Source organism: Stenotrophomonas sp. STEN054, assembly GCF_056854535.1.
The window spans coordinates 1-20,543 of the sequence record NZ_JBXFWG010000061.1 but is presented as its reverse complement, the minus strand read 5'-3'; the positions used below and the strand labels follow the sequence as shown (position 1 = coordinate 20,543).

Annotated in this window: 19 protein-coding genes; 16 read left to right on the top strand and 3 right to left on the bottom strand. The window is 68.8% G+C overall.

All coding sequences use genetic code 11. The features are described 5' to 3' along the window. Positions 1–159: 159 nt before the first annotated feature. Positions 160–1,644 carry an AAA family ATPase gene (locus tag AC1VXD_RS17860; RefSeq protein ID WP_108767256.1) on the bottom strand — a complete coding sequence of 495 codons (1,485 nt, stop codon included), beginning with the start codon at positions 1,642–1,644 and terminating at the stop codon, positions 160–162. Positions 1,645–1,767: 123 nt separating this feature from the next. Here AC1VXD_RS17860 and AC1VXD_RS17855 point away from each other — a divergent pair, with 123 nt between their 5' ends. The 12 genes from AC1VXD_RS17855 (at position 1,768) to AC1VXD_RS17800 (ending at position 13,665) form a co-directional block, all read left to right on the top strand. Next, the gene (locus AC1VXD_RS17855) at positions 1,768–2,397 is read left to right on the top strand and encodes a nucleotide-binding protein (RefSeq protein ID WP_482993165.1); all 630 of its coding nucleotides are present in this window, start codon (positions 1,768–1,770) and stop codon (positions 2,395–2,397) included. Positions 2,398–2,446: 49 nt separating this feature from the next. After that, a complete protein-coding gene (locus tag AC1VXD_RS17850) occupies positions 2,447–2,923 on the top strand; it encodes a SixA phosphatase family protein (protein WP_108767258.1) in 477 nt (158 codons plus the stop codon). Positions 2,924–2,927: 4 nt separating this feature from the next. Further along, positions 2,928–3,557 (top strand): YceI family protein, encoded by a 630-nt coding sequence (locus tag AC1VXD_RS17845; RefSeq protein WP_482993164.1) that lies wholly within the window; start codon positions 2,928–2,930, stop codon positions 3,555–3,557. Then, positions 3,554–5,635, top strand: coding sequence for a phospholipase D family protein (locus AC1VXD_RS17840; RefSeq protein WP_482993163.1), 2,082 nt, complete (start codon positions 3,554–3,556; stop codon positions 5,633–5,635). The genes AC1VXD_RS17845 and AC1VXD_RS17840 overlap by 4 nt, the downstream gene beginning before the upstream one ends. Positions 5,636–5,645: 10 nt before the next feature. Beyond that, entirely contained in the window at positions 5,646–6,080 is a 435-nt protein-coding gene (locus tag AC1VXD_RS17835) for a hotdog fold thioesterase (RefSeq protein WP_108767261.1), read from the top strand. 5 nt (positions 6,081–6,085) lie between these two features. Next, positions 6,086–7,105, top strand: a complete 1,020-nt coding sequence (locus AC1VXD_RS17830) for a 3-oxoacyl-[acyl-carrier-protein] synthase III C-terminal domain-containing protein (protein ID WP_482993162.1) — start codon at positions 6,086–6,088, stop codon at positions 7,103–7,105. After that, complete coding sequence (locus AC1VXD_RS17825) at positions 7,105–8,112, top strand: NAD-dependent epimerase/dehydratase family protein (RefSeq protein WP_482993161.1); 1,008 nt, start codon at positions 7,105–7,107, stop codon at positions 8,110–8,112. Before AC1VXD_RS17830 ends, AC1VXD_RS17825 begins: the two co-directional genes overlap by 1 nt. Beyond that, complete coding sequence (locus tag AC1VXD_RS17820; protein WP_482993160.1) at positions 8,099–8,932, top strand: MBL fold metallo-hydrolase; 834 nt, start codon at positions 8,099–8,101, stop codon at positions 8,930–8,932. The genes AC1VXD_RS17825 and AC1VXD_RS17820 overlap by 14 nt, the downstream gene beginning before the upstream one ends. 150 nt (positions 8,933–9,082) lie before the next feature. After that, complete coding sequence (locus AC1VXD_RS17815) at positions 9,083–9,874, top strand: lysophospholipid acyltransferase family protein (RefSeq protein WP_482993159.1); 792 nt, start codon at positions 9,083–9,085, stop codon at positions 9,872–9,874. Between the two features lie 52 nt (positions 9,875–9,926). Next, positions 9,927–10,916, top strand: coding sequence for a YheT family hydrolase (locus tag AC1VXD_RS17810; protein WP_207776454.1), 990 nt, complete (start codon positions 9,927–9,929; stop codon positions 10,914–10,916). A 56-nt stretch (positions 10,917–10,972) separates the two neighbouring features. Next, positions 10,973–13,045, top strand: coding sequence for a tetratricopeptide repeat protein (locus AC1VXD_RS17805; protein ID WP_482993158.1), 2,073 nt, complete (start codon positions 10,973–10,975; stop codon positions 13,043–13,045). Positions 13,046–13,056: 11 nt separating this feature from the next. Beyond that, positions 13,057–13,665, top strand: coding sequence for a YbhB/YbcL family Raf kinase inhibitor-like protein (locus AC1VXD_RS17800; protein WP_482993157.1), 609 nt, complete (start codon positions 13,057–13,059; stop codon positions 13,663–13,665). Positions 13,666–13,882: 217 nt separating this feature from the next. Here the strand turns inward: AC1VXD_RS17800 and AC1VXD_RS17795 are convergent, their stop codons facing one another. Together AC1VXD_RS17795 and AC1VXD_RS17790 are read right to left on the bottom strand one after the other, a co-directional pair. Beyond that, positions 13,883–14,707, bottom strand: coding sequence for a DUF4377 domain-containing protein (locus tag AC1VXD_RS17795; protein ID WP_482993156.1), 825 nt, complete (start codon positions 14,705–14,707; stop codon positions 13,883–13,885). 74 nt (positions 14,708–14,781) lie between these two features. After that, the gene (locus AC1VXD_RS17790) at positions 14,782–15,576 is read right to left on the bottom strand and encodes an undecaprenyl-diphosphate phosphatase (RefSeq protein ID WP_482993155.1); all 795 of its coding nucleotides are present in this window, start codon (positions 15,574–15,576) and stop codon (positions 14,782–14,784) included. A gap of 224 nt (positions 15,577–15,800) precedes the next feature. Between AC1VXD_RS17790 and glnA the strand changes: the two genes are divergently transcribed. The 4 genes from glnA to AC1VXD_RS17770 all read left to right on the top strand — a co-directional run bounded on the left by glnA (position 15,801) and on the right by AC1VXD_RS17770 (position 20,379). Further along, on the top strand, positions 15,801–17,210 hold the full coding sequence (glnA, locus tag AC1VXD_RS17785) for a type I glutamate--ammonia ligase (RefSeq protein WP_057498133.1): 1,410 nt from the start codon (positions 15,801–15,803) through the stop codon (positions 17,208–17,210). A gap of 373 nt (positions 17,211–17,583) precedes the next feature. Further along, positions 17,584–17,922: a P-II family nitrogen regulator gene (locus tag AC1VXD_RS17780; RefSeq protein WP_004134334.1), complete on the top strand. Its 339-nt coding sequence runs from the start codon at positions 17,584–17,586 to the stop codon at positions 17,920–17,922. Positions 17,923–17,944: 22 nt separating this feature from the next. Beyond that, a complete protein-coding gene (gene amt / locus AC1VXD_RS17775) occupies positions 17,945–19,372 on the top strand; it encodes an ammonium transporter (protein WP_108767272.1) in 1,428 nt (475 codons plus the stop codon). A gap of 260 nt (positions 19,373–19,632) precedes the next feature. Next, positions 19,633–20,379, top strand: a complete 747-nt coding sequence (locus AC1VXD_RS17770; RefSeq protein WP_482993154.1) for an N-acetylmuramoyl-L-alanine amidase — start codon at positions 19,633–19,635, stop codon at positions 20,377–20,379. The last annotated feature ends 164 nt before the right edge of the window (positions 20,380–20,543 follow it).

Sequence of the window (20,543 nt, the reverse complement as noted above, 5' to 3'; positions counted from 1 at the left end):
GCTGGGCTGGGGCCGGCTGTTGTCGCCCGCGCCGCCCGGTGGTTCGTGTGGGGGGGTGCGCCGGGCCCGCGCCCCCCCCGCCGACCCACTCCTGATGCCAGTCGACTCTACCAACCGCCAGCCACGAGGGGCTGCGCCGTTGGCTGGAAACAACCCCCCTCAGTCGTCCGCGGACACCGTCCGCCCCGACGCCCACTCGCGCAATGCCGCCACCTGCTCGGCCATCAACACCGACAGCGGCCGCGTCGCGCGGATCTCGGTCATCAGCAGCTCGGTATCCAGCGGCCGCCCCTCGGCATGCGCCGAATACAACCCCGCCACGATCGCCTGCTCGATCTCCGCGCCGGAGAACCCGTTCGCCGCCGCTGCCAGCGCCGGCAGCGCGAAATCATCCGCGTTGAGCTGGCGTCGGCCCAGGTGCAGCCGCAGCAGCTCCACCCGCACGTCCGGCGGCGGCAGGTCGACGAAGAAGATCTCGTCGAAGCGACCCTTGCGCAGCAGTTCGGCCGGCAGCTCGTGCACCTGGTTGGCGGTGGCCACGATGAACACCGGCGCCTTGCGCTCGGCCATCCAGGTCAGCAGGTGGCCCAGCACGCGGCGCGATACGCCGCCATCGTCGCCACCGCTGGCCAGGCCCTTCTCGATCTCGTCCATCCACAGCACGCACGGGGCCAGCTGCTCGGCCGAGGCCAGGGCCTGGCGCAGGTTGGCTTCGGTCTCGCCGTGGTACTTGTTGTACAGCGCGCCCACGTCCAGGCGCAGCAGCGGCACGCCGAAGCCGGCGGCGGTGGCCTTGGCCAGCATCGACTTGCCGCAGCCCTGCACGCCCAGCAGCAGCATGCCGCGCGGCGGGTCCAGGCCGGCCGGGGCGGAGCCGGCGATGAAGGCGACCCTGCGCTGGTTGATCCAGCGCTTCAGCCGGTTGGCACCGGCCACGTCGCCGAAGCGCGCGCTGTCATGTTCGAAGAACAGGTGGCCGCTGCGGTTGAGCAGTTCGAACTTCAGCCGCGCCAGCTGCGGCAGGTCGTCGTCGCGCAGCGCGCCATCGGCATAGATCAGCTGGCGGGCGATGCGCCGGGCATCGACCAGGCTCAGGCCCTGCAGGTTCTTCAGGATCTTCTTGACCGCTTCGCTGTCCACTTCCACACGGCGGCCGCCATGCTCGCGGGCATAGGCGTCGGCCTCCTCGCGCAGCATCTTCAGCAGGGCGTTGGCATCGGGCAGGCGCGGGTTGAAGCGCACCGCCAACGCTTCCAGTTCGGCCGGCAGCTCGACCTTGGCGCCGATCAGCACGAGCACGTGCGGCTGGCTGTGACGGCGCTGGATCAGGTCGCGCAGCGCACGCTGGTGGCTGGCGTAACCGAGGTAGGGGTGGAAATCGAGCAGCAGGTAGATGCCGCGCTGTTCGGCCTGGCGGATCATCTGCAGGGCGGCGCTGGCGTCGGGCGGGCCGATCGCATCGTCCTCGCGCTCCAGGTCGATGCGGCGCAGGCCCTCGGTGATCGACCAGCGGTGCAGGGCGCGCCAGACATGCATCAGCGTCTGCCGGAACAGTTCGACGATGCGACCCTCGTCCTGGGTCTCGATGACGATCAGGGGGGTGTTGGCGCGGATCAACGCGCTCAGGTCCTGCAGTTCGCTCATGCCGGTTCGATCCTTCGGGAGCGCAACGATAGCAAAGCCGATGCGGATTGATTCAGGCCGTCTCTACCTAACGTCACCATCGCCGGTGTACGCTCGGGGCACGTACCCGGAAGCGAGGCTGGCATGAAGACGATCCTGGTGGCCGGTTCCAAGGGCGGGGTGGGCAAGACCACCGTCGCCACCCACCTGGCCGCATACGCGGCATTGCAGGGCAAGGCCACGGTGATCGCCGACGCCGACCCGCAGGGTTCCAGCACCCGCTGGGCACAGCGCCGGGCCGGGCTGGACAGCGCGGTCCTGCCCATCGACGTGTACCGCAAGAAGCAATGGCTGCAGAAGCTGCCCGACGGGACCGATACCGTCATCATCGACGCACCGGCCGGCGCACTGGCCGACGATATCCCCCATTTTCTCGACGCCGCCGATGCCGTGGTGGTGCCGGTGCTGCCCTCGGCGCTGGACATCGAAGCCATCGTCGGCTTCCTCAACAGCCTGGCGCAGAACCCGCGCGTGCACAGCCGCAAGCTGCCGGTAGGCCTGGTCCTCAACCGCACCAAGCCGTGGACCCAGACCTCGCAACAGGCCCTGCAGATGCTGGGCGAATGGCCGTACCCGGTGGTCGCCCAGCTGCGCGACAGCCAGAGCTACGTGGTGATGACCGGCCTTGGCCGCAGCCTGTTCGATTACCGCTCGGCCCAGGTGCGCGAGCACCAGGCCGACTGGGAGCCGCTGCTGGCCTGGTTGAAGCTGTGACGCGTACGTCACCCTTTGTGCTGCACCCTCACTTTCATGGAACCTCGCGATGCGTGAACTGATCCTGCTGCGCCATGCCCATGCCGAACCGGCCACCCCCGGCCAGGCCGACCTCGATCGGCCGTTGTCGCCGGTGGGTCTTGCCGAAGCCGAGGCGGCCGGCAAGTGGATGAAGGAAAACAACCTGCTGCCGGACTGCGTGCTGTGCTCGCCGTCGCGGCGTACCCGCGAGACCCTGGAAGCGGTGCTGGCGGCCATCGGCTACGTCGAGAAGCGCCTGGAAGACCGCATCTATGAAGCCACCCCCGGCACCCTGGCCGCGCTGGTGGATGAACGCCGCGACCTCGACCGGGTGCTGATCGTCGGCCACAACCCCGGCCTGGAAAGGCTGGTGGCGCTGATGACCGAAGGCACCAGCAGCGACTACCGGGGCATGCCGCCGGCGGCCGTCGCCGTGCTCGGGTTCCCGCGCGAGGCGGCGATCGAGCCGGGCGTGGCCAGCCTGAACGCCTTCTGGTGGCCGTGAGTCGATGATCCTGGCACGGCCCGGCCGCTGCCTGCTGCCGGTGCTGCTGGTCTGCAGCCCGGCCTGGGCTGCCCCTCCACCGCCCACGCCGCTGCCGCCGGTGACGGCACTGGCGTCGGCCGAGTCGTCACGTGTGCTGCACATGGACCTGCAGCGCTCGCGGATCGGCTTCGAAGTGCGCACCCGCTTCGGCCAGCGCATTGAAGGGCTGTTCCCGCACTTCGAGGGACGCGTCGAAGTGCTGTCCGATGGCCGCCACCAGGTGCACCTGAAGATGTTCACCCGCTCGGTGGAGATCCCGGGCAAGGACCGCTACACCGGCTGGATGCGCGGGCCGGAGTTTTTCGATGCGGGGCGCTACCCGTCGGTCGAGTTCGATTCGCTGCCCTACTGGCCGGACACCGTCGGCAATGGCGGTGCCATCCAGGGCCGGCTGACCCTGCGCGGGGTCAGCCACCCGGAAACCCTGCGGGTGGAGAAGGCGGAATGTTCCCGACCCGGCTATGATTGCGATGTCGTCAGCCGCGGTACCGTGCAACGAGGCCGGTACGGCATGGACAGCTGGCAGCTTGCCTTGAGTGACCGAGTGACCTTCGTACTGCGAGCCCGCCTGAGCGAGGCGCCGAAACCGTGAATTTCCTGCTGCGTGTACTGGCGCTGGCAACCCTGTTGCTTGGCAGTGGCTGCGCGTCGCTGTCCAACGCCGAGCGCGACCGTGCCCAGGCCATCGCCGTGCAGGCCCGTTCGACCCAGGTCGACTGCCAGCGCGGCGACCGCTGCGCGCTGGATTCGCCGTTGCGATCCCTGGCCGGCCGCGCATTCAGCGAATCGACCGAAGCGCAGCCGCTGCACTACGCCACCCTGCTCGACGAAGGCGAGGGCGCCCTGGTCGCCCGCCTGAATCTGCTGCGCAGCGCCACCCGCAGCATCGACCTGCAGACCTACATCTTCGACAAGGACGACAGCGCCCGGCTGGTCATCGACGAACTGCTGGCCGCCTCGCGCCGCGGGGTGAAGGTGCGGGTACTGATCGACCAGCTGTCGGCAATCTCCGACCTGGAGATCCTGGGCGCCTTGTCCGGGGCCCACCAGAACTTCCAGCTGCGGGTCTACAACCCGACCTTCGGCAAGGCCCGGCTGAACTACTTCGACTATGCCGGCAGCGTGCTGTGCTGCTTCCGCCGGTTCAACCAGCGCATGCACAACAAGCTGCTGGTCATCGACGATGCGATCGGTGTGGTCGGTGGCCGCAACTACCAGGACGACTATTACGACTGGGACCGCGAGTACAACTTCCGCGACCGCGACGTGCTGATCGCCGGGCCGGAAGCGCGGGCGATGGCCGCCAACTTCGATGCGTTCTGGCGCGCGCCGCGCAGCGTGCCCGCCGAACGCCTGAACGATGTCGGCCGCACCCTGCTCAACGCCGGCGTGCCTCCCATGCCGCCGGCGCAGTTCCGCCGTCCCGAGCGGGTGGAACGGGTCAGCGAGGAAGCCAACGACACCGACTTCATCACCCGCTCGTTCGTCGACACCGCGCTGCCGGTGCACTCGGTGCGCTATGTCGCCGACCTGCCGCGCAAGCACCGCCGCGAGCGTGCCAGTGCGCCGCTGGCTGGCCAGCACGTCACCGAGCCGCAGCTGGACGCCCTCATTTCCGGCGCGCAGAAGGAAGTGATCCTGCAGACGCCGTATCTGGTGCTGTCCAAGCCGGCGCAGAAGCTGTTCCGCGAACTGCGCAAGCGGCCCGAACCGCCGCGCGTGGTGGTGTCCAGCAACAGCCTGGCGGCCACCGACAACCCGATCGTGTATGCGCTGTCGTACAAGTACAAGCGGCGCAACATGCGCGAACTGGGCTTCAACATCTTCGAATACAAGCCGTTCCCGCTGGATGCGCCGGTCGACTACCGCAACCTGCTGCCCGACCCGCTGGGCAGCGGCGGCAGCACCGGGGGCGAGGCGGGCGTGCGCAATCCGCTGATCGGCGGCAGCGCGGCCGGCAGCAATGCCGGCGGTGGCAACGACGATGCACCGTCAACGTCGGCCACCGCGGACAGCGACGGGCAGGACACCCGGCCGGGCGTGGAGCATCCGCGCCTGGGCAGCGCCTACGAGAACAGCCGGGCGCGCCGCCGTTCCGCCGGCAGTGAAGTGGAAACGCGCCTGCTGCGTACCGAAACGCGTCCCTCGTTCCTGGGCAGCAAGGCGGTCAACAAGCCGCTGCCGGTCACCCGCAAGGGCGCGCGCATGGGCCTGCATGCGAAGTCGCTGGTGGTCGACCGCCGCATCGGCGTGGTCGGTACCCACAACTTCGATCCGCGCAGCGAGAACTACAACACGGAGGGCGCGGTGATCATCGACGACCCGGTGTTCGCCGAGCAGCTGGCGCAGAGCATCCTGCGCGACACCCACCCGCAGAATTCCTGGACGGTGGCACCGCGCGCCAAGCCGCCGGTGCTGTCGGGGCTGAACTACAGCGTGGGCAAGGCGTCCGAAGCACTGCCCATCCTCGATTTCTGGCCGTGGCGCTACGCCACCGACTACGAGTTCCGGCCCGGCGTGGACTGCCCGCAGCCGCTGCCGCGGCAGAGCCCGGATTTCCATCGCTGCTACGTGCCCGTCGGTGATTTCCCCGAAGTGAACGTCGGCCCGAAGTGGCTGCTGGTGCGCATGCTGACCGCATTCGGCGCCGGCCTCGTCCCCATTCTCTGAAGGTGCTTGCATGACCCAGGTGTTCCGCGAAGCTGTTTCCATCGACCAGCTCAATGCGCTCAGCCGCGGCACGGCCATCGATACCCTGGGCATCGCCTTCACCGCTGCCGGTGATGACTGGTTGCAGGCCACCATGCCGGTCGACGAACGCACCCGCCAGCCGTACGGCATCCTGCACGGCGGTGCATCGGTGGTGCTGGCCGAGACTCTGGGCAGCAGCGCCGGCAACCTCTGCGTGGATACCGGCAAGCAGGTCTGCGTGGGGCTGGAGATCAACGCCAACCACGTGCGCGCGGTGCGCAGCGGCACCGTCACCGGCACCGCGCGTGCGGTGCACGTGGGCCGCAGCACCCAGTTGTGGGAGATCCGCATCGAAGACGAACAGGGCCGGCTGGTGTGCATCTCGCGGCTGACCCTGGCGGTGGTGGCTGCAGGCCACGGTTGAGGCCCATGTCCGGGCTGCCTGCTCCCGCCGCGCTGCCGCTGCGGATCGTCGCCAGCGGTACCTGCCTGCCGCGCCTGCGGGTGCCGTCGCAGCACTTCGACCAGCGCTGGAACAAGCCGGACGGCTGGGTCGAGCGGCACAGCGGCGTGGCCAGCCGCGGCCATGCAGCGGCCGATGAGCGGGCCTCGTGGATGGGCGCGCAGGCCGCGCGCCAGGCCCTGCAGCAGGCCGGCCTCGCGATCACCGACATCGACTGCATCATCTCCGCCTGCGGGGTGATGGAACAGGCCATTCCCTGCCAGGCCGTGCTGGTGCAGCGCGCCCTCGGCCTGGGCGACAGCGGCGTGCCGTCCTTCGACGTCAACGCCACCTGTCTGGGCTTCGTAGTGGCGCTGGAAATGGCCGGCAGCCTGCTGGCACTGCGCCGCTACCGGCGCGTACTGATCGTCTGCAGCGACATTCCCAGTGCTGGCCTCGACCCGGATGACCTGCTGACCGCGCCGCTGTTCGGCGATGGTGCGGTGGCGATGCTGGTCGAACGTGCCGGCGATGGCCACGCCTCGGCGTTGCTGGCCACCCGCCTGCGCACCTATGGCGACGGTGCCGAGCTGTGCCAGGTGCCGACCTGCGGCACCGGCATGCGCCTGTTCGACGATGTCGATGCGTACCACGCGGCCCATCATTTCCAGATGCAGGGCAAGGCGTTGTACCGCGAAGCGGCGCGGCGCCTGCCCGGTTTCCTGCAGGATCTGCTGGACAGCGCCGGCACCAGCCTGGCCGCGTGCGATGTGATCGTGCCGCACCAGGCCAGCGGCCAGGCCCTGGATCACCTGCAACGGGTACTGGGCCTGCCGCCGCAGCGGCTGGTGCGCATCCTGCGCGAGCACGGCAACCAGCTGGCGGCGTCGCTGCCGATGGCCCTGCACCAGGCCCTGATCGACGGCCGCCTGCCGCGCGGCGGCCAGGCCCTGCTGATCGGCACCGGCGCCGGCCTGGCGCTGGGTGGCGCAGTGCTGCGCTACTGATGGCCAGGGTCCTGGTCACTGGCGCCAGCGGCTTCATCGGCCAGCATGTCGCACTCGCGTTGGCGGCACAGGGCTGGCTGGTGCGCGGCAGCGGGCGCGATGCGCTTCGGCTGCAGGCGCTGGCCACGCGCGGTATCGAGGTGGCTGCTGCCGATCTTGCCGAGGATGCCCTGGCGCCGCTGCTGCAGGACTGTGATGCCGTGGTGCACTGCGCGGCGATGTCGCAGCCCTGGGGAACGGCAGCCGCATTCCAGCGGGCGAACGTGCTGGCAACCACGCGCCTGCTGCAGGCCGCGCAGGCGGCCGGCGTTGCCCGCCTGGTCCACCTGGGCTCGCCCAGCATCTATTTCCGCTTCGCCGACCAGTACGGTCTGGATGAACGCTTCCAGCCGCCACGACGCTGGATCACCGCCTACGCCCGCAGCAAATGGGAATCGGAACTGGCCGTGGCCGCTGCGGCACGCCAGGGGCTGCACACCGTGGTGCTGCGGCCGCGCGCCGTGTTCGGGCCCGGTGACCGCGCGATCCTGCCACGCCTGCTGGCGGTGGCGGCCAGCGGCCGGTTCCCGCTGATCCATGGCGGCCGCGCGCTCATCGATGTCACCCCCATCGACGATGCGGTGCAGGCGGTGAGCCTGGCGCTGCAGGCCGACGCGCGCTGCAGCGGGCGCGCCTACAACATCAGCGCCGGCACCCCGCTGCACGTGCATGCGCTGGTCAACGGCCTGTTCGAAGCGATGGACCTGCAGGTGCGCCTGCGGCCAGTGCCGCGAACGTTGGCGTTGGCCGCGGCCGGTGTGGCCGAGGCCGTGGCCAACCTGCGCCCGGGCCGCCCCGAGCCGCGCCTGACCCGCTATGGCGTGGGCGTGCTGGGCTACTCGCAGACCTTGGACGTCAGCGCGGCGCGGCGCGACCTCGGCTACGACCCGCACACCGGCGTGCAGGCCGCGCTGCAGGCCTTCGCTACGCACTGGAAGCAGCACGGAGGCAGCGATGGCACGGCTTGAGTGGGAGCTGATCGAGGCCGGTCACTGCGTGCACCCGCAGCGTGCCGTGCGCCAGGGGGCCAGCTGGCATCGCTGCGAATTCCCAGCGCTGGTGGCGTTGCTGCGGCATCCGCAGCGCGGCCTCATCCTGTTCGACACCGGCTATTCGGACGCCTTCCTGCAGGCCACCGCGCGCTTCCCCGAGCGCCTGTACCGCTGGGTCACGCCGGTGCACCTCGGCCCGGGCCAGAGCGTGCGCGCGCAGCTGCAGCAGCATGGCATCGGCGCGGCCGACATCGGCCTGGTGGTGCTGTCGCACCTGCATGGTGACCATGTGGGTGGCGTGCTCGATTTCCCGGGCGTGCCGCTGCTGTGTTCGCGCGCCGCGTGGCAGGACCAGGCCGCGCGCGGGCGCCTGCGTGCGCTCAGCGTGGGCCTGCTGCCCGCATTGACCCGCGATGCGGCGCCGCGCATGGGCTGGCTGGAGAGCCTGCCGGAGGTGGACCTGCCGCGTCCCTTCGATGCCTTCGGCCGTGGCCGCGACGTGCTGGGCGACCGCAGCCTGCTGGCGGTGCCGCTGCCCGGCCATGCGGTGGGCCAGCACGGGCTGCTGTTCGAAGCGGCCGATGGCCGCCCTGTGTTCCTGGTGGCCGATGCCGCCTGGTCCAGCGCCGCCATCACCGATGGCGTGCCACCACCGCGGCTGGTCACCGCACTGCTTGGCCACACCGGCACCTACCGGCAGACCCTGCAGCGGCTGCAGCACACCCAGCGCCAGGTCAGCGATCTGCAGCTGGTACCGGCCCATTGCGGGCAATGGCGGCCGGCCGTCACTCGGTAGCGCCGAGCCCACGCTCGGCTGCTGTTCGCGGCCAGTTGGCCCCAGCAGTCCCGCCAACAGGACACCGTGTTCCTGCCCATGGCCGCGGTCAATAGGACTTATGGCCAGAATCGGCTGGCAGCGGCTGCGGCCCTCCGGTATCGTGCGCGGATGACTTCCCCCACTCCGGCCCCCCGTGGCGGCGTGGCGCGTGTGTGCCGTTACCTGTACCGCGTACCGCTGCTGTTGGTCCACATCCTCGTGTTCCTGCCGTTGATCCTCATCGGCATGCTTCCGCCGTGGGGCGAACTGCGCGTGGGCGATGCCACCTTCGGCGCCAAGGTCGTCAACTGGTGGCAGGGCGGCCTGATGTGGATCTTCGGCTTCCGCCTGGTGCAGATCGGTTCGGCGCTGCCGGGCGCGGTGCTGTTCGTCGCCAACCACGTCAGCTGGGTGGATATCTCCATCCTGCACAGCCAGCGCATGATGGGCTTCGTCGCCAAGCGCGAGATCGCCAGCTGGCCGGTGGTGGGCTGGCTGGCCGCGCGTGGGCAGACCATCTTCCACCAGCGTGGCAACACCGAGTCGCTCGGTGGGGTGATGCAGGTGATGGCCGACCGCCTGCGTGATGGCAAGGCGGTGGGCGTGTTCCCGGAAGGGCGTACCCGGGGCGGCCACGAAGTGGGCCCGTTCCATGCGCGCATCTTCCAGGCCGCGGTTGAAACCGGCGTGCCGGTGCAGCCGGTGGCCCTGGTCTACGGCGCCCATGGCGATGCCCAGACCATCGTGGCCTTCGGCCCGGGCGAGAGTTTCTTCGCCAATTTCCTGCGCCTGCTCGGTGAGCCGGCGCGACGTGCGGAAGTGCACTTCCTGGCACCGATCGGTGCACAGGACCTGGAAGGCCGTCGACGCATCGCGGAAACCTCGCGCGCGCGCATCGTGACGGCGATGAGCGGGCAGTGAGCGTGCGGTGGCACTGATCCCGCCACCTTTGCTGGACGCCGGCACGCCGACGCTGCATGCGGCTGACTACCAGCCGCCGCGCTGGCTGCGCAATCCGCACCTGCAGTCCATGCTCAGCTCCAGCCGCATGCGCCTGCAGCGTGGCCTGCTGCTGCTGGCCGCCACCGGTGCGGTCAGCGAAGAACTGATACTCGATGGTGGCGATGGCGTGCGCCTGCAGGGCTGGCACAGCTACGTCGAAGGCCGCGAGCCGAAGGGCATGGCCCTGCTGCTGCATGGCTGGGAAGGCAGCGCCGAATCCAGCTACATGCGCATGGCGGCCGCGCGCATGATCGATCAGGGCTTCGACGTGGTGCGGCTGAATTTCCGCGACCACGGCAACACCCACCACCTCAATCCCGGCATCTTCCACTCCAACCGCATCGACGAAGTGGTGCAGGCGACGGGTGACATCGCGCGGCGCTGGCCGGACCTGCCGCTGGTGGCCGCCGGTTATTCGCTGGGCGGCAACTTCGTGCTGCGCCTGGCCCTGCGTGCCCCTGCGGCCGGCGTGCCGCTGCAGCGGGTGGCCTCGGTGTGCCCGGTGCTGGATCCGGCGCTGACCATGGACAGCATCCAGAGCGGCCCGGCGATGTACGACTGGTACTTCCGCCGCAAGTGGGCCGGCTCGCTGCGCCGCAAGCGCGACCTGTTCCCGGAACTGAGCGACTGCGACGACCGCGTACTGAAGCTGGACATCCGCGCGCTGACCACCTGGCTGGTCGAGCGCCATACCGATTTCGGCACGCTGCAGGCCTACTTCGATGGTTACTCGATTGCCGGCGACCGCCTGTCCACCCTGCAGGTGCCGGCCGACATCCTGATGGCGCAGGATGACCCGGTCATTCCCTACGCCACCTTCCGCGACTGGCAGCTGCCGCAGCACGCACGGCTGGAAACCGCCTGCTGGGGCGGCCATTGCGGGTTCCTGGAAAACTGGCGCGGCGACGGCTTCTCCGAACGCTGGGTGGCCCAGCGCCTGCAGCGGGTGCTGGCGGGCTGAACCGGCGCCGGCGCGCAGCCCGCTACAATGCGGGTTTGCCATTGAACCGGACTGCCATGCAAGACCAGATTCTCCAGGCCCTGCGCCAGAACGACACCGCACAGGCCGTGCAGCTGGCACAGGCGTGGGTGCACGATGAACCCGGCCAGGCCCAGGCCCACCGCTGGCTGGCGCTTGCGCTGCAGCAGCAGGGCCAGCCCGAAGCCGCGCAGGAACCCCTGCAGCAGGCGCTGCTGCTGGCCCCGGACGACGCACAGCTGCACCTGCAGCAGGCCGGCCTGCTGCTGGCCCTGCACCAGTTCGAGGGCGCCGACGAAGCGCTGCTGCGCACCACCGACCTCAATCCCAACGCCTTCGAGGCGTATCTGATGCAGGCCCATCTGGCGATCGGCCGCAACGATATCGACACCGCCGCACGCCAGGCGACGCTGGCCGCCAAGCTGCAGCCGGAACATCCGGAAGTGCTGGCGCTGCAGGGCATGGTGGCCCTGTACCGCGATGACGCCGACCGCGCGCTGCAGCTGCTGTCCGAAGCCGCCCGGCAGATGCCCAACGATCCGCGCGTTCTGTACGCCCTGGGTTCGGCCTACCAGGCCAAGGACATGCTGGCCTTTGCCGAGCAGGCCTTCCGCCGCGTGCTCGACATCAACCCGAAGATGACCAGCCTGCACGGCCTGGTGGTGCAGCTGGCGCTGCGCCAGGGCAACGTCGAGGCCGCCCACCAGCAGCTGCAGCAGGCGCTGCAGGTGCCGGGCCTGGATACGCCGGCGCTGCAGCGCCTCGGTGCCGAGATCGCGCTGCAGGCCGACCAGCCGATGCAGGCGCTGGAGCAGCTGCGGCCGATGCTGAAGGCCGACCCGGGCGACCGCCGCGTGGTCGAGCTGCTGCTGGCCTGCTGGCAGCGCCTGGGCCGCGAGGAAGAAGCCCGCGCCGACCTGGACGAGGTGCTGGCCGAGCATCCGCAGCTGCCGCACCTGTGGCTGGCACGCCTGGCGCCGGAAGGCTTCGGCAGCCCCGGCGCGATTGCCGTGGCCGAGCGCTGGATCGAGGCCATGCCCGACTTCGTGCCGGCCCTGGAAGCCCGCCTGCGCCTGCATGAAGCGGCCGGCGAAGCCGACGCCGTGGAAGCCCTGGCGGCCCGCATCGTCGCCCTGGAACCGGGCCGCATCAGTGGCGAAACGCGCCTGGTCGGCGCGTTGCTGGCGCGTGACCCGGCCGCCGCCGTGGCCCACGTGCAGGGCCTGGTTGACGCGGTGCCCGAGTCCCGTCGCCGCGAGCTGCGCACCTGGCTGGGCGAGGTGCAGGACCAGGCCGGCCAGCCGCGCGAAGCGCTGCGCACCTGGCTGGAGCTGCATGCCGAGCAGAACGCCGAACGCCTGCCGTTGCCGCCGCAGGCCAAGGCACCGCCGAGCTGGCCCGACCTGGGCGAGGTCGATGCCGAAAGCGCTGCCTCCGCACCGATCTTCCTGTGGGGCGCACCGGGCTCGGGCGTTGAACGCGTGGCGGTCACCTTCGCCGGGGCAAGCCCGGTGATGCGCAGCGACCGTTTCGCGCCGACCCCGCCGGATGACGCGTTCCAGAACTACTTCACCCTGCAGAGGCTGGCCTCCGGCGACCTCAGCCCCGAGGGCCTGGTGAGCGGCTGGCGTGACACGCTGCGCCAGCGCGGCGTGCAGAACGACACCGTCATCGACTGGCTGCTGTGGTGGGACAACGCCCTGCTGTGGTCGCTGCGTCCGCACCTGCCGCAGGGTCGCCTGCTGGTGGTGCTGCGCGACCCGCGCGACATGCTGCTGGACTGGATCGCCTACGGCGCGCCGGCACCGTTCGCGGTCAACAACGTGGCCGAAGCGGCCGAGTGGCTGGCGCGTTCGATGGCCCAGGTGGCGACGCTGCATGAGCAGGATCTGTACCCGCACCTGCTGATGCGCATGGACGACGTGGGCGATGACCCGCGCGTGGTTGCCGGCATGCTGCAGGAGCTGTTCAACACCTCGATCCCGCCGGCCGAGCGCATCGGCCCGCCGCGTTTCCCGGCCGGCCACTGGCGCCGCTACACCGACGTGATGAATGCAGCGTTCGATCTGTTGACCCCGGTCGCGGTGCGACTGGGCTATCCCGAAGCGTAAGGAGCCCCCCCATGCAGCTGAGCAGCAAAAGCATCACCGCCGGCGCCCCGATCGATCGCGAGTTCGCGGCCGGTGATGCCACGGGTTTCGCCCCGAACCGCAACCCGCACCTGGCGTGGAGCGGCGTGCCCGATGGTACCCGCGCGTTCCTGCTGGTGTGCGTGGACCCGGACGTGCCGACCGTGCCCGATACGGTCGGCCGCAGTGACATGACCGTGCCGCGCGACCAGCCGCGTTGCGATTTTGTGCACTGGGTGATGGCCGATATTCCGGCGTCGGTACACGAGATCGCCGCCGGCAGCTGCAGCGATGGCTTCGTTGCCAAGGGCAAGCCGGCACCGGCCGGCCCGGCAGGCAGCCGCCAGGGCGTGAACGACTTCACCGGCTGGTTTGCCGGCAACCCGGACATGGCCGGCGATTACCTCGGCTACGACGGCCCGTACCCGCCGTTCAACGACGAGCGCGTGCACCGCTATTTCTTCCGCGTGTTCGCGCTGGATGTGGCGACGCTGGACCTGCCGCAGCGCTTCACCGCCGCCGATGCCTACCGCGCCATGCACGGCCACGTGCTGGCCGAAGCCACGCTGCACGGCACCTACACGCTGAATCCCGCGCTGTAACGGCAACCCGGCAACGCCGGCCGCTGGCCGGCGTTGCTTCCTGCGTTCTGTAGAGCCGAGCCAACGCTCGGCTTCGCCCCCTGTAGAGCCGAGCCATGCTCGGCTTCGCCCCCCGTAGAGCCGAGCCATGCTCGGCTGCTTTCCGCACAGTCGAGCATGGCTCGACTCTACAGAAGCAAGCCGACTGACAGTCGGTTCCACCACGCGTGGGTCGGCCTCAGCGCTCGGTCGCCGACTCGACCACCATGTCCAGCACGTACGCCTGCGACGGCGCATCGGCTGGCGGGTTCTTTACCGCGAAACGCTTCACGCGCACCACGTTGCGCACGCCGTCTTCGTGGGTGTAGCCCTCGATGCTGCCGTAGAAGTTCTCGAACTTGCCGGGTTCGCCCTGCTTCAGGCCCTTGTCGTCGAACTTCACCTCACGCACCTGCAGGCACTGGTAATCCGGAATCAGCGGGTGCGAGCACTTCCGGGTCTTCGCGGCCACTTCCAGGAACACGGTTTCGCCCGGGCCGCCGTAGCGGGTTTCGGCGGTCGGTTCCGGTGCGAACACCAGCGCGTCGCCCTTGCCGGTGGTCAGGGTCAGCGCGCCATCGGTACCCTGCGCGGCCTTCAGCTCGCCCTGCAGGCGGCTGGACACCGCTTCGTCCAGCGCCATCAGCGCCTTGTCGGTGCAGGCCATCATGGTCGACACCATCGCGCCTACCTTCAGCGTGCCGTTTTCCAGGGTGTAGCCACCGCCCAGGCGGTTGCAGGTGTTGCTCACCGCCAGGCGGCCATCGGCGAAGTCCAGGGTGACCGGCTTGTCATCGCGGGCGAACAGCGCATCGATGCGCGTGCCGTCGGCGGCGGTGGCCTGCTTCAGCAACCAGTGCTGGCTCTGCAGGCGCTGCGCATCCAGGTGCGCCAGCGTCTGCTGGTCCGCTGCCTTGGTGGCGGCCGGGGCCACGTCGTCGCCGCCGGTACCGGCGGGGGCCGGGGTCTGGCTGCAGGCGGCCAGCAGGGCCAGCGGGAGGAGCAGGGTGAGCGTGCGGTTCATGGTGGTGAGTCTCCTTGAGGAACCTGGAAAAACGGGTCGGGACCGGGAATGGGTTTGACCGGTCCCGGCGTTGTTCAGCTACCGGCAGGCAACCACAGCAGCAATGCGGCGCCGAGGGCGATGCGGTAGAGGGCAAACGCCGTGAACTTGTGCGACTTGATGTAGCCCATCAGCCACTTCACTACGACGAAGCCGGTGATGGCGGCGGCAACGAAGGCCACGCCGACGTCGGTCCAGTTCTCGCTGGCCAGGTTTCCTTCCTTGGCCAGTTCCAGGAAGGTGTAGGCGCTGGCGGCGAACATGGTGGGAATGCCCAGCAGGAACACGAACTCGGCGGCGGCCGCGCGGCGGCTCAGGCCCAGCAGCATGGCCAGGAAGATCGCCGAGGCCGAACGCGAGGTGCCGGGGAACACGCCGGCCACCACCTGCGCCAGGCCCACACCGATCGCCACCGTCCAGGTCACCTGGTCACGGTCGGGCAGGCGTGCGGTATAGGCCTCCACCAGCAGCATCCAGACGCCGCCGATGATCAGCGCCCAGGCCACCGGGCCCACGGTTTCCGGCAGCGACCAGCCGGCCTTGCGCACCACCAGGCCGACCACGGCCGTCACCAGGAAGGCAGCGCCCAGCTTGAACACGTACTCGCGGTTCTCGCGCTGGCCGAAGCCGGTGGCCAGCTGCAGCAGGCGCTGGCGGAACACCAGTACCACGGCCAGGATCGCGCCGGCCTGGATGATGATGTTGAAGAAGTCCGAACGCGCGCCCAGCCAGTGCTGGGCAATCAGCAGGTGGCCGGTGCTGGAGATCGGCAGGAATTCGGTGAGGCCTTCGAGGATGCCCAGCAACAGGGCGGAGAGCAGATCGGACATGGGTGGAATGGGCGCCGGCAGCGGAAGGAAGAAGGTCGAGAGGATAGACGATCCCTGCCGCACCAAACGGGTGCGGAAGAAGATGCATGCACCCATTTGGTGCGCTCCGCTGTGCACCGCGCCGGGGCGTGCTTTTTGAAATCAATGGCTTGCGTGCACAGAAAAGTTGGCACGGTCATTGCTCTACCTCAAGCAGGCATTCATCCCCATCCGAGGTCGTACCGATGTCCGTGGAAAACGTTGAGAAGCTGATCAAGGACAACCAGATCGAGTTCGTCGATCTGCGTTTCGTGGATATGCGTGGCGTCGAGCAGCACGTCACCTTCCCGGTCAGCATCATCGAACCGTCGCTGTTCGAAGAAGGCAAGATGTTCGACGGCAGCTCCATCGCCGGCTGGAAGGGCATCAACGAGTCGGACATGGTCCTGCTGCCGGACCCGGCCAGCGCCTATGTCGATCCGTTCTACGCCGATCCGACCATCGTCATCAGCTGCGACATCCTCGACCCGGCCACCATGCAGCCGTACGGCCGCTGCCCGCGCGGCATCGCCAAGCGCGCCGAGGCCTACCTGAAGTCCTCCGGCATCGCCGAAACCGCGTTCTTCGGCCCGGAGCCGGAATTCTTCATCTTCGATTCGGTCCGTTTCGCCAATGAAATGGGCAACACCTTCTTCAAGGTCGACTCGGAAGAAGCCGCTTGGAACAGCGGTGCCAAGTACGACGGCGCCAACAGCGGCTACCGTCCGGGCGTTAAGGGTGGTTACTTCCCCGTTCCGCCGACTGACACCCTGCATGACCTGCGCGCTGAAATGTGCAAGACGCTGGAACAGGTCGGCATCGAAGTGGAAGTGCAGCACCACGAAGTGGCCACCGCCGGCCAGTGCGAGATCGGCACCAAGTTCAGCACCCTGGTGCAGAAAGCCGACGAACTGCTGCGCATGAAGTACGTCATCAAGAACGTGGCGCACCGCAACGGCAAGACCGTCACCTTCATGCCCAAGCCGATCGTCGGTGACAACGGCAGCGGCATGCACGTGCACCAGTCGCTGTCCAAGGGCGGCACCAACCTGTTCTCCGGTGACGGTTACGGCGGCCTGAGCCAACTCGCGCTGTGGTACATCGGCGGCATCTTCAAGCACGCCAAGGCCATCAACGCCTTCGCCAACTCGGGCACCAACAGCTACAAGCGCCTGGTGCCGGGCTTCGAAGCCCCGGTGATGCTGGCCTACTCGGCCCGCAACCGTTCGGCCTCGTGCCGCATTCCGTGGGTGTCCAACCCGAAGGCGCGCCGCATTGAAATGCGCTTCCCCGATCCGATCCAGTCGGGCTACCTGACCTTCACCGCGCTGATGATGGCCGGCCTGGACGGCATCAAGAACCAGATCGACCCGGGCGCACCGAGCGACAAGGATCTGTACGACCTGCCGCCGGAAGAAGAGAAGCTGATCCCGCAGGTCTGCTCCTCGCTGGACCAGGCCCTGGAAGCGCTGGACAAGGACCGCGAGTTCCTCAAGGCCGGGGGCGTGATGAGCGATGACTTCATCGACGGCTACATCGCGCTGAAGATGCAGGAAGTGACCAAGTTCCGCGCGGCGACCCACCCGCTGGAATACCAGTTGTACTACGCCAGCTGACCGGGCGGCGATGGCGGTGGGACCTCCCTCCCACCCGCCGCCATCGCCTCCGTTCTTCGCGGCTGGGGAGCCGCAGGGCGGGCCCAGGCCCGTCGTGGTAGAGCGGACCGTTGGTCCGCTGCATTGAAGGCGGGCCGCTGGCCCGCTTTGGTAGAGCGGACTGTCAGTCCGCTGAACCAGGGGCAAGAGAGAGACCGGATACGCGACATGGGCCGCCCTCCCTCCCGCGTCGGTCGTGCAAGGAGAGAGGCACGGCCGTCCCGGCCCATTACGTGTCCGGTGCAACAGCCACGGCCATCACCACGATGGCCCGTGGTTGCCTGATGCCATCGCGCGTTGGCGCGGTGGCCCCATCCACCATCGGGACATGCGCATGAAACTGATCTCCGCCATCATCCGACCGTTCAAGCTCGACGAGGTCCGCGAGGCCCTCTCAGACGCTGGCGTGTCGGGCATCACCGTGACCGAAGTGAAAGGTTTCGGTCGCCAGAAGGGCCACACCGAGCTGTATCGCGGCGCCGAGTACGTTGTCGATTTCCTGCCCAAGATCAAGATCGAAACCGTGGTCACCGACGAGCGTGCCGACGCGGTGATCGAAGCGATCCAATCGTCCGCAGGCACCGGCAAGATCGGCGACGGCAAGATCTTCGTCACTGCCGTCGAGCAGGTCATCCGTATCCGCACCGGCGAAATCGGTGCCGACGCGCTGTAACCCCTTCCGGAGACTCCCCCAAATGAAGATGCGCCTTCTCACCGGGTGGCAAGCCCGGTTCCATCTCGTGTGCCTGTTGATGCTGCTCAGCGCGCTCGCCGCCGGTGCCTGGCCGGGCACTGCGAACGCCCAGGCCCAGGTCTCGCCGCTGCCCAGCGAAACCGTCGCGGTCGAACCGCTGCAGGCGCCGGTGGCCGCGGCACCGGTTGCCGCTGAAGCCGCCGCGCCGGCCTTCGACCACGGCGACGTCGCCTGGATGCTCACCTCCACCCTGCTGGTGCTGCTGATGGTGGTGCCGGGCCTGGCCCTGTTCTACGGCGGCCTGGTGCGTTCGAAGAACGTGCTGTCGGTGCTCAGCCAGATCCTGGTGGTGTTCTCGCTGGTGCTGCTGCTGTGGGTGTCCTACGGCTACAGCGCGGTGTTCAGCGCGGGCAATCCGTTCTTCGGCTCATTCACCGAGTTCGCCTTCCTGAAGGGCTTTACCCCTGATTCGGTCGGCAACACGCCCATCAAGGGCCTGCCGGATTATCTCTTCGTCGCCTTCCAGTCGACCTTCGCCGGCATCACCACCGCGCTGATCGTCGGCGCCTTCGCCGAACGCATCAAGTTCCGCGCGGTGCTGCTGTTCTCGGCGCTGTGGTTCACCCTCAGCTACATCCCGATGGCACACATCGTCTGGGGTGGCGGTTATCTGGGTGAGATGGGCGCGATCGATTTCGCCGGTGGCACCGTGGTGCACATCAACGCGGGCGTGGCCGGCCTGGTCGGCGCGTGGTTCCTCGGCAAGCGCCTGGGCTATGGCCAGACCGCGCTGAAGCCACACAACGTGCCGTTCACCTACATCGGCGCGATGCTGCTGTGGGTGGGCTGGTTCGGCTTCAACGCCGGCTCGGCCGCAGCCGCCGACACCGTCGCTTCGCTGGCCTTCCTCAACACCGTGCTGGCCACTGCTGCGGCAGTGCTGGGCTGGACGCTCACCGAAGCGATCACCAAGGGCAAGCCGTCGGCACTGGGCGCAGCCTCGGGTGCGGTGGCCGGCCTGGTCGGCATCACTCCGGCCTGCGGCACCGTGGGCCCGCTGGGCGCCATCGTCATCGGCCTGGTCGCCGGCGTGGTCTGCGTGTGGGGTGTCACCGGCCTGAAGCGGCTGCTGAAGGTGGACGACACCGCCGACGTGTTCGGTGTGCACGGCGTCGGCGGCATCGTCGGTGCCATCCTCACCGGTGTGTTCAGCGCGCAGTCGCTGGGCGGCACCAAGGCCGATCTGGATATCGGCCACCAGGTGTGGGTGCAGGTGGTCAGCGTCGGCCTCACCGTGGTCTGGTCGGCGGTGGTCACCGCGGCCATCCTGCTGCTGGTGAAGGTGGTGGTCGGCCTGCGCGTGACCGAAGAGGCCGAACGTACTGGCCTGGACGTCACCTCGCACGGCGAATCGGCCTACGAGGCCTGAGGTAGCGGCGGGCAGCCTTCTGTCCTGGTGGGTGCCATGAGCCCTGGTGGGTGCCGACCGTTGGTCGGCACTCCCCTCGGCCCTCTGTTCTGGTGGGTGCGTACGGTGGGGGGGACCTCGCCTCGACCCGCTGTTCTGGTGGGTGCCGACCGCTGGGCGGCACTGCAGCCCTCCAGCCACGCGTGGCGTGGCTCTACTGCATCCTTCATGGTCGGTACTGCGGCATGCATCGTCGCGCGCGATCGCGCACAATCAAACGCATGCACCCGATCCGCACCCCCCTGATGTTCTCGGCCTGCCTGCTGCTGGCCGCCTGTGCTTCCGCGCCGCAGGAAAGCCGCAACCCGTTGGCTACCTGGGTGCCTTCGCCAAACCAGAACGCGCGCGATCCAGTCGTCATCGTCATCCACCACACCGAACAGGATTCGGTGCAGCAGAGCCTGCACACGCTGCGCACTGCCAACAGCGGCGGCCGGGTCAGCGCGCATTACCTCATCGGGGCCGATGGCCACCGCTACCAGCTGGTCAGCGATGAACGCCGCGCCTGGCATGCAGGTTCCGGCCGCTGGGGCACCATCACCGATCTCAACTCGGCATCCATCGGCATCGAGCTGGACAACAACGGCAGCACGCCGTTCACGCCCGCGCAGATCGCATCGCTGATCCTGCTGCTGCGTGATCTCACCGAGCGCCTGAACATCCCGCCGCGGCAGGTGATCGGCCACGCCGATCTCGCGCCGACGCGCAAGGCCGACCCCAGCCGCTTCTTCCCGTGGCAGCAGCTGGCCGAGGCTGGCTTCGGCGTGTGGCCGCGTGCCAGCGATGGCCCCGCACCGGACGGTTTCGATGCGTGGAATGCAATGGCCCGCTTCGGTTACCCGCTGGAGGATCGCGAAGCGGCCGTCGCCGCCTTCCATCGCCGCTTTCGCGGCAGTGACGACCTGCCGAAGACGCTGGACGCCGAAGACGCGCGCATCCTGCATTCGCTGCTGCTGCAGACGCCGTAGCCATCTGACGGTAGCGCTGGGCCATGCCCGGCGAGCGCGCAGCGCGGGAGCATAAGAAGCCGCCCGGGCCCGCCCGGCGGGACCCTATTTAACCAAAAAGGCCGGGCCCAATGTGGGGGAACACCGGAGCCCGGGCGGCGCGCCCCGCGCCCGCCCGCCGAGGC

Bases quoted from the DNA above. Each gene is read 5' to 3' on its own strand.
- AC1VXD_RS17860 (WP_108767256.1), bottom strand. From the start codon at position 1,644: ATGAGCGAACTGCAGGACCTGAGCGCGTTGATCCGCGCCAACACCCCC.
- AC1VXD_RS17855 (WP_482993165.1), top strand. From the start codon at position 1,768: ATGAAGACGATCCTGGTGGCCGGTTCCAAGGGCGGGGTGGGCAAGACC.
- AC1VXD_RS17850 (WP_108767258.1), top strand. From the start codon at position 2,447: ATGCGTGAACTGATCCTGCTGCGCCATGCCCATGCCGAACCGGCCACC.
- AC1VXD_RS17845 (WP_482993164.1), top strand. From the start codon at position 2,928: ATGATCCTGGCACGGCCCGGCCGCTGCCTGCTGCCGGTGCTGCTGGTC.
- AC1VXD_RS17835 (WP_108767261.1), top strand. From the start codon at position 5,646: ATGACCCAGGTGTTCCGCGAAGCTGTTTCCATCGACCAGCTCAATGCG.
- AC1VXD_RS17830 (WP_482993162.1), top strand. From the start codon at position 6,086: ATGTCCGGGCTGCCTGCTCCCGCCGCGCTGCCGCTGCGGATCGTCGCC.
- AC1VXD_RS17825 (WP_482993161.1), top strand. From the start codon at position 7,105: ATGGCCAGGGTCCTGGTCACTGGCGCCAGCGGCTTCATCGGCCAGCAT.
- AC1VXD_RS17820 (WP_482993160.1), top strand. From the start codon at position 8,099: ATGGCACGGCTTGAGTGGGAGCTGATCGAGGCCGGTCACTGCGTGCAC.
- AC1VXD_RS17815 (WP_482993159.1), top strand. From the start codon at position 9,083: ATGACTTCCCCCACTCCGGCCCCCCGTGGCGGCGTGGCGCGTGTGTGC.
- AC1VXD_RS17805 (WP_482993158.1), top strand. From the start codon at position 10,973: ATGCAAGACCAGATTCTCCAGGCCCTGCGCCAGAACGACACCGCACAG.
- AC1VXD_RS17800 (WP_482993157.1), top strand. From the start codon at position 13,057: ATGCAGCTGAGCAGCAAAAGCATCACCGCCGGCGCCCCGATCGATCGC.
- AC1VXD_RS17795 (WP_482993156.1), bottom strand. From the start codon at position 14,707: ATGAACCGCACGCTCACCCTGCTCCTCCCGCTGGCCCTGCTGGCCGCC.
- AC1VXD_RS17790 (WP_482993155.1), bottom strand. From the start codon at position 15,576: ATGTCCGATCTGCTCTCCGCCCTGTTGCTGGGCATCCTCGAAGGCCTC.
- glnA (WP_057498133.1), top strand. From the start codon at position 15,801: ATGTCCGTGGAAAACGTTGAGAAGCTGATCAAGGACAACCAGATCGAG.
- AC1VXD_RS17780 (WP_004134334.1), top strand. From the start codon at position 17,584: ATGAAACTGATCTCCGCCATCATCCGACCGTTCAAGCTCGACGAGGTC.
- amt (WP_108767272.1), top strand. From the start codon at position 17,945: ATGAAGATGCGCCTTCTCACCGGGTGGCAAGCCCGGTTCCATCTCGTG.
- AC1VXD_RS17770 (WP_482993154.1), top strand. From the start codon at position 19,633: ATGCACCCGATCCGCACCCCCCTGATGTTCTCGGCCTGCCTGCTGCTG.